We start from the raw sequence: 5,400 nt of genomic DNA on the forward strand, positions 1-5,400 counted from the left end.
CCAGCATTGACCCCATCATGAACCAGCAAACATAACGAAAGGGCGGGTCAGTTCTCGGTGACAATGCCGGGTCAGTTCTCGGTGACATCCAACAGACCAACATTCCAACCGCCCAACTGATCGCAGACGCCATTGACGCTTCCGGCAGGACACAGCGCGAGATCGCCGAAGAAGTTAGATTACCGAGAGGCAACGTCATCAGCATGCTGCGATCGGGGGAGATGGTATGTCTTGCTGTTCACAATACTGGATCAAACCGATTTTGTCTGACGTGGCACTTTTGCAAACGTCTCATTTGGCTGCCTGCAGAAGAGGCGTAATCCGACGGACGGCCGCGCGGCGATTGGCGCGTTCGTCGTATTGCGTCCGCACCAGCAGATCGCTTTCGCCATAGCCCTGGATCACCATGTTTTCGGGCGGCACATCGAAATATTCCGTCAGTGCCAGCGCCACCGATTCCGCGCGGCGATCGGATAACGCGAGATTGTAGCTGGCGCGGCCAACCGCGTCCGTGTGGCCTTCGATCAGGAAGACTTCGCTCGGGTTTTCCGCGATCAGCTGCCGGATGGCGCGGCCGAGAGCCTGCAATTCCTCAGCCTCTTCGGCGCGAATGACGGCAGAGCCCGACTCGAAGTTGACTGTATCGACATTGATCTCCGGCATCAGCTTGCGCACCTGATCGATATTGCGCACCTGATTGAGCGAGAACGTCCGCCCCAGTGGTTCGCCTTCAAGTCGCGAGAGTGCCGCGGCTAGGGCGTCCTCGTCGGTATCGTGGAAGTTCGTGACGTTGCGCGACGACGGCTCGGGCAACTCACTGATCGTGACGCTCTGGCTTGTCTGCGTGTCGTCGAACAGCACGTAGCTCTCGCCCGACGGCAGCGTACGGGTGCGGCGCAACACGCGACCATCACGCGCCCGGATCGTTTCGATTTCGGAGCCATCCTCACGAACGACAACGGTCCGGGTAGAGCCATCGTCAAAGCGATAGGTCGTCAAGTTCGAGCCGGGCTGGCGCAGCAATGCGTCGTCGTTGCGCAGCACACGAAGCTGTCCGTCGCGTTCGACCACAAGGCGGTCACCGGTATTCGAAACGACACTTTCATCGGGACGTAGAATGTCTCCGATCGCCAGCACACCAAGGCCAAGGAGTGCTGCACCTGCGCCTCGGAATACTTCATCCTGCCGGTCGTTGTCATCGTCCTCGTCTTCGTTCTCCTGCCTTTGGGCAGCGGCATCGCCTTCTACGATCGAGGTTTCGAATTCCTCGCTTGAGGAGCGTGCGGTCTCTTGAGTGACGGTTTCTTCGACAACTTCGGGCTCGTTGCCTTCACCGGAAGCATCGGCTGTATCCGCGGCGGCAGCGCTTGCTGTGGCGTCTTCTTCAGCAATGGCGTCAGCTTGCGCCTGAGGGTCCGACTCAACGACGTCCGATACCGGTTCAGCAGAAACCTCGGACTCGCCCTTCGTTTCCGACTCAACCTCGGCCTCAGTGTCGGTTTCTGCCTCGGTTTCTGCTTCAGTTTCAGTCGCGGTTTCGACTTCAGCCTCAGTCTCAGCTTCCGGTTCACGGGCAGCCACTGTGGTGGATTCGGTTACCGGCTCGCCGTCTTCCATGGCGTCATCTTCGCTCACGGGCGCGGGATTCGATGTTTCTTCGGCAGTGGCTTCAGGAGCGGCCTCAATTTCCGCATCCGTTTCAGTCGCCGGTTCCGCCTCGGCGGAGGGCGAACCTTGTTCCTCGGAGGCAGTCACTTCTTCGGCCGCCGCGTCGGGATCGGCCGGGGCGCTTTCCTCAGCGGGGGCTGCGCTTTCGGCAGGTTCGGACGCCTCAACAGCGCTATCCGCGGCATCCTCAGGCTCTGCTTCTACCTCAGCCTCGCCCTCAGGCTCTGCTTCTGCTTCTGCTTCTGCTTCTGCTTCGAGCGCAGCTTCTGCCTCTGCTTGGGGCGTAACCTCTTCCTCGGCGGCGGAATTAGACGATAAGTTCACTTGTGCGGTTAGGTCCTCGATCATTGCGTCAAGCTCTTCGACCCGCTCGGAATTGCCTGCGGCCTCGGCGGCGGCGCGCTCTTCAAGGACGAGCTCAAGCGCCGCTGCCGGGTCCATTCCGCCAAGTTCCAGCGATGTTTGCGAGAGCGCCGGATTGGTAAGGCTGGCCACCAGGGCCAATGCGGTTGTTGTCTTGAGGATACCGGTCTTCATCTTCACTCTCCTGAATTGCGTAGCGCTCGACCACCATGTCGCGAGGCCACGGAAATACCGTGCGCGTCATGGTGTAAATGCGGCAGGATACCTGATTTGTTCCGCGCAGATCGTGTTCAGGCGTATCATAGCCGCCTCGCAGTAACCGGCGTTAGACTGGAGCCCATCCTAGACATTGTTTGTCTGGATCGCGGTCTTAAACGTGGCAAATGCCATAACGCCAGGCGAAGGCATCTCCACTTCGCCGATGAACCTCAAACTCCATGAAATAGTCATCCAGCCGCGAATTTGCATTGGATACTGCCGCAGGGACGCGATGCTGAACACTGTGCGAAGAGAAATGGCGCTGCTTCGTATTTCTTGCGGTAGCCGCTGCGGCGGGCTCGGTGGATTTTACCTCAGAGCCCCGCAGCGGCGTGACCGGCAATGTAGCGATCAGCCTTTGATCACCACAGCGTTGATCTTGTCCCAACCATTGTCGGCGTTAGATCGGAAATCAATCTCGATCACACCGCCCGCTTTGAGCTCCGCTGGCACGTCCTTGAGGGTCTCCAGCGACCATACGGTCTTGTCGGTCAGGACAATGACATTCGCCTGTCGGTCGAAGGCGAGGACAGTTCCAGTGGTGCTATCGGCAAATATAGGGGTAGCAATGGCTGCGATGAAAACCGCGACAATCAGAGAACGCATGACGTCTTTATCTCATATGGAGGATGGCGCTCTCAGGGCATATTTGCACCTTGCAGCCGCCGGACGGAGCCTCACGTCCGGATCATCGCAAAATAGGGCCCGTTGATGAGTCGCACAAGCGGATTCCATCTTATGGTCAAAGAACGCCTGACCTTCGTTTCTCAGGCCACCCCACGTAGACCGCGATGCCATAAAAATCGAAAACAGCCCCTGAGCAGAGGTACCGAACATTTGTTACTATCATTGGCGCTGGGGCTCTCGTTGGATACCTCGGCGCGCGTTAGGGTTGGTGACAGGTCATAAAATTGAATCGTATTGCGAAAAGCCACGGACCGATTTTCAGTTATTGATCGGGCACGTCTGGTAGAGAAGCAAAAACCGCTTCCACTTCGGCGTCGCCTGCAAGGCTTAACTTCTTTTTATCTCCATCAGTTTCCTCAACTACGAGCCAATATCTTTCTCCCTCTAGTTCGACGAAGAAGCTCCATTCATCTTGTTCTATGCATGCAATCGCCTCCTCGGGAGCAAGCTGCCAGGTTGCATTACCGAAGAACCTTTTGACTACGCCTCCGATCTTTTGGGCATCCGACCCCGTGTCCCCCGACGTTGCCGCCCATGTCACTTGTGCTGATGCTGCCATTCCGCCGTCCTCCCAAACTTATTCTAGCCCAACCTGAGAATATGTCACGTCATACGACTTCAGCTGCGATTATTGCTTCGATGAGGCTGGTTTAGCCTTGAGGCAAACTGTCTGAAGTCAGCGCCTCACGGATAGGATTCGAGGTTTGAACAACGGATGATCTTTAACATGCTGTAGACATCCAGGACGGGAGATGAGGCATAAACCTGAAGCGAGGCAGAGGCGCGGTACGAAGGTCGTCGGAGACATCCGGTCCAACAACGCTACGGAGGTTTTCGACATTTCGGCCGACTTAAGAAATGCGATCCAGTTGATAAATCGGCTCGTCGGCTATCTTCTGATCATTCCCAACTGGTAAGGACCCGTAATGACCTTCATGCGTATCGCTATCGCCGCGACTTTCAGTGCCGTTGCAATCCCCGCCCTTGCGGCGACACAGGACGAACTTCGTGAAGCACTTGTCGGCAATTCATTCCAAGGCGACATGGGTGGCGGAGGCTATTCCAGCTTTTTCGCTGAGGACGGCACCTATCATGATACCGCCACGTCTGGCGTATACGAGATCACTGATGACGCCGTCTGCTACCCCGATACAGATTTCGGCTGCTATCAGGCCACCATAGACGGAACCTCGCTTGAGTGGATGAAAGACGGCGAAAGCGCAGGTACTGGCGATCTCCTCGAAGGCGATGCGCTGGGATTAATGGACAAGTAATCGTTACATGCACCTGCAAACCGTGACCGCACTTGCTTGTCTCTGGGCTCTTCCGCTTGTCGCGGAGGAGCTGCCCGAAGCGAAATGGGATCACCTGCCGGAAGGCGAGACTTGGACCGAGGCCGCGCTTGAGGCGCTGGACGATCACGGGAAACCGCTGGTCGATAACGTGCCCGGCGACATTGAAGAGTGGTGTCCCGCCTATTTCGAGGCGCCCGAATCTGAGCGAGCGGCCTTCTGGGTTGGCTTTCTGTCCACCCTGGCGGAGTTCGAGAGCACGTGGCGGCCAAACGTTGTAGGCTCGGGAAAGTGGTTCGGCCTGTTGCAGATCGCGCCCGCCACCGCTCGCGCCTATGACTGCAAAGCTAGGACGGGCGAGGCGCTGAAGACCGGCGCGAGCAACCTCGGTTGTGCGATCCGCATAATGGCCACGACCATCGAGCGGGACGGCGTTCTGGTTAAGGAAGGATCAAATTGGGCAGGGGCTGCCGCCGACTGGGGGCCGCTGCGCTCGGACGCAAAGACGTCGAAGATGCAGACATGGCTTTCGGAAACGGAGTATTGCTCCCTATAAAATGATCCGCTGCGGACCCGTCGCTTCGTGTGGATCGCAACGGGCCCCGAGCTAGTACTGCCATGTCAAACGCGTGTATTTAAGCGAGGGCACTTGGTCGCGACCCGTATCCTGACATTTGAAACTCCAAGGTTTCGCAGCCAAGTGGCGGAACCGGATGTCGATGAAACATGCACCTCGCCGCCAGCCACCTAGGACTTCCTGCTCCACGGTCCCACACATCAGGGACGTCTCTGATCCTCATACAATCATGCATCAACACTTCAGATTCAGAGGATCGACATGACCCACAGCCCCACAGCCCGCCTGATCGCAGATGCCATCGACGCGTCCGGCAAGACCCAGCGTGAGATCGCAGAGGAGATCGGCTTCCCGCGCGGCAACGTCATCAGCATGCTGCGCTCCGGCGAGATGCGCCTGCCCATCGAGCGGGCCCCTGGAGTGCCCCCACTGAAGTGGTCCACCAACTGGGATAGATTTGTCCCGATGTCAGGAGGACCAAGCGATGGCTGGAAAGCGAGACAAGCCCGAAGAGATTGTGCTGAAGCTGCGGCAGGTTGAAGTGCTGCAGGGACA

The 5,400-nt window shown here is 57.7% G+C and carries 6 protein-coding genes; 3 read left to right on the top strand and 3 right to left on the bottom strand.

Annotated elements, in window-relative coordinates; genetic code table 11:
* Positions 1–291: 291 nt before the first annotated feature.
* The 3 genes from BW990_RS20820 to BW990_RS20830 form a co-directional block, all read right to left on the bottom strand.
* A complete protein-coding gene (locus tag BW990_RS20820; protein WP_076451397.1) occupies positions 292–2,205 on the bottom strand; it encodes an OmpA family protein in 1,914 nt (637 codons plus the stop codon).
* A gap of 435 nt (positions 2,206–2,640) precedes the next feature.
* Positions 2,641–2,895, bottom strand: a complete 255-nt coding sequence (locus BW990_RS20825; protein ID WP_076451399.1) for a hypothetical protein — start codon at positions 2,893–2,895, stop codon at positions 2,641–2,643.
* A 343-nt stretch (positions 2,896–3,238) separates the two neighbouring features.
* A complete protein-coding gene (locus tag BW990_RS20830) occupies positions 3,239–3,535 on the bottom strand; it encodes a hypothetical protein (RefSeq protein ID WP_200798089.1) in 297 nt (98 codons plus the stop codon).
* Positions 3,536–3,902: 367 nt separating this feature from the next.
* Here BW990_RS20830 and BW990_RS20835 point away from each other — a divergent pair, with 367 nt between their 5' ends.
* The 3 genes from BW990_RS20835 (at position 3,903) to BW990_RS22415 (ending at position 5,385) form a co-directional block, all read left to right on the top strand.
* Positions 3,903–4,250 (top strand): hypothetical protein, encoded by a 348-nt coding sequence (locus BW990_RS20835; RefSeq protein ID WP_076451401.1) that lies wholly within the window; start codon positions 3,903–3,905, stop codon positions 4,248–4,250.
* 7 nt (positions 4,251–4,257) lie between these two features.
* Positions 4,258–4,824, top strand: coding sequence for a transglycosylase SLT domain-containing protein (locus BW990_RS20840; RefSeq protein WP_076451403.1), 567 nt, complete (start codon positions 4,258–4,260; stop codon positions 4,822–4,824).
* 282 nt (positions 4,825–5,106) lie between these two features.
* Complete coding sequence (locus tag BW990_RS22415) at positions 5,107–5,385, top strand: hypothetical protein (RefSeq protein WP_076451405.1); 279 nt, start codon at positions 5,107–5,109, stop codon at positions 5,383–5,385.
* Positions 5,386–5,400: the final 15 nt, after the last annotated feature.

Origin of the sequence: Roseivivax lentus, from assembly GCF_900156805.1 — a bacterium.
GTDB lineage: Bacteria > Pseudomonadota > Alphaproteobacteria > Rhodobacterales > Rhodobacteraceae > Roseivivax > Roseivivax lentus.

What these genes read in the sequence shown, in the direction of transcription:
- BW990_RS20825 (WP_076451399.1), bottom strand. Translation starts at nt 2,895, where the DNA reads ATGCGTTCTCTGATTGTCGCGGTTTTCATCGCAGCCATTGCTACCCCT.
- BW990_RS20840 (WP_076451403.1), top strand. Translation starts at nt 4,258, where the DNA reads ATGCACCTGCAAACCGTGACCGCACTTGCTTGTCTCTGGGCTCTTCCG.
- BW990_RS20820 (WP_076451397.1), bottom strand. Translation starts at nt 2,205, where the DNA reads ATGAAGACCGGTATCCTCAAGACAACAACCGCATTGGCCCTGGTGGCC.
- BW990_RS20835 (WP_076451401.1), top strand. Translation starts at nt 3,903, where the DNA reads ATGACCTTCATGCGTATCGCTATCGCCGCGACTTTCAGTGCCGTTGCA.
- BW990_RS20830 (WP_200798089.1), bottom strand. Translation starts at nt 3,535, where the DNA reads ATGGCAGCATCAGCACAAGTGACATGGGCGGCAACGTCGGGGGACACG.
- BW990_RS22415 (WP_076451405.1), top strand. Translation starts at nt 5,107, where the DNA reads ATGACCCACAGCCCCACAGCCCGCCTGATCGCAGATGCCATCGACGCG.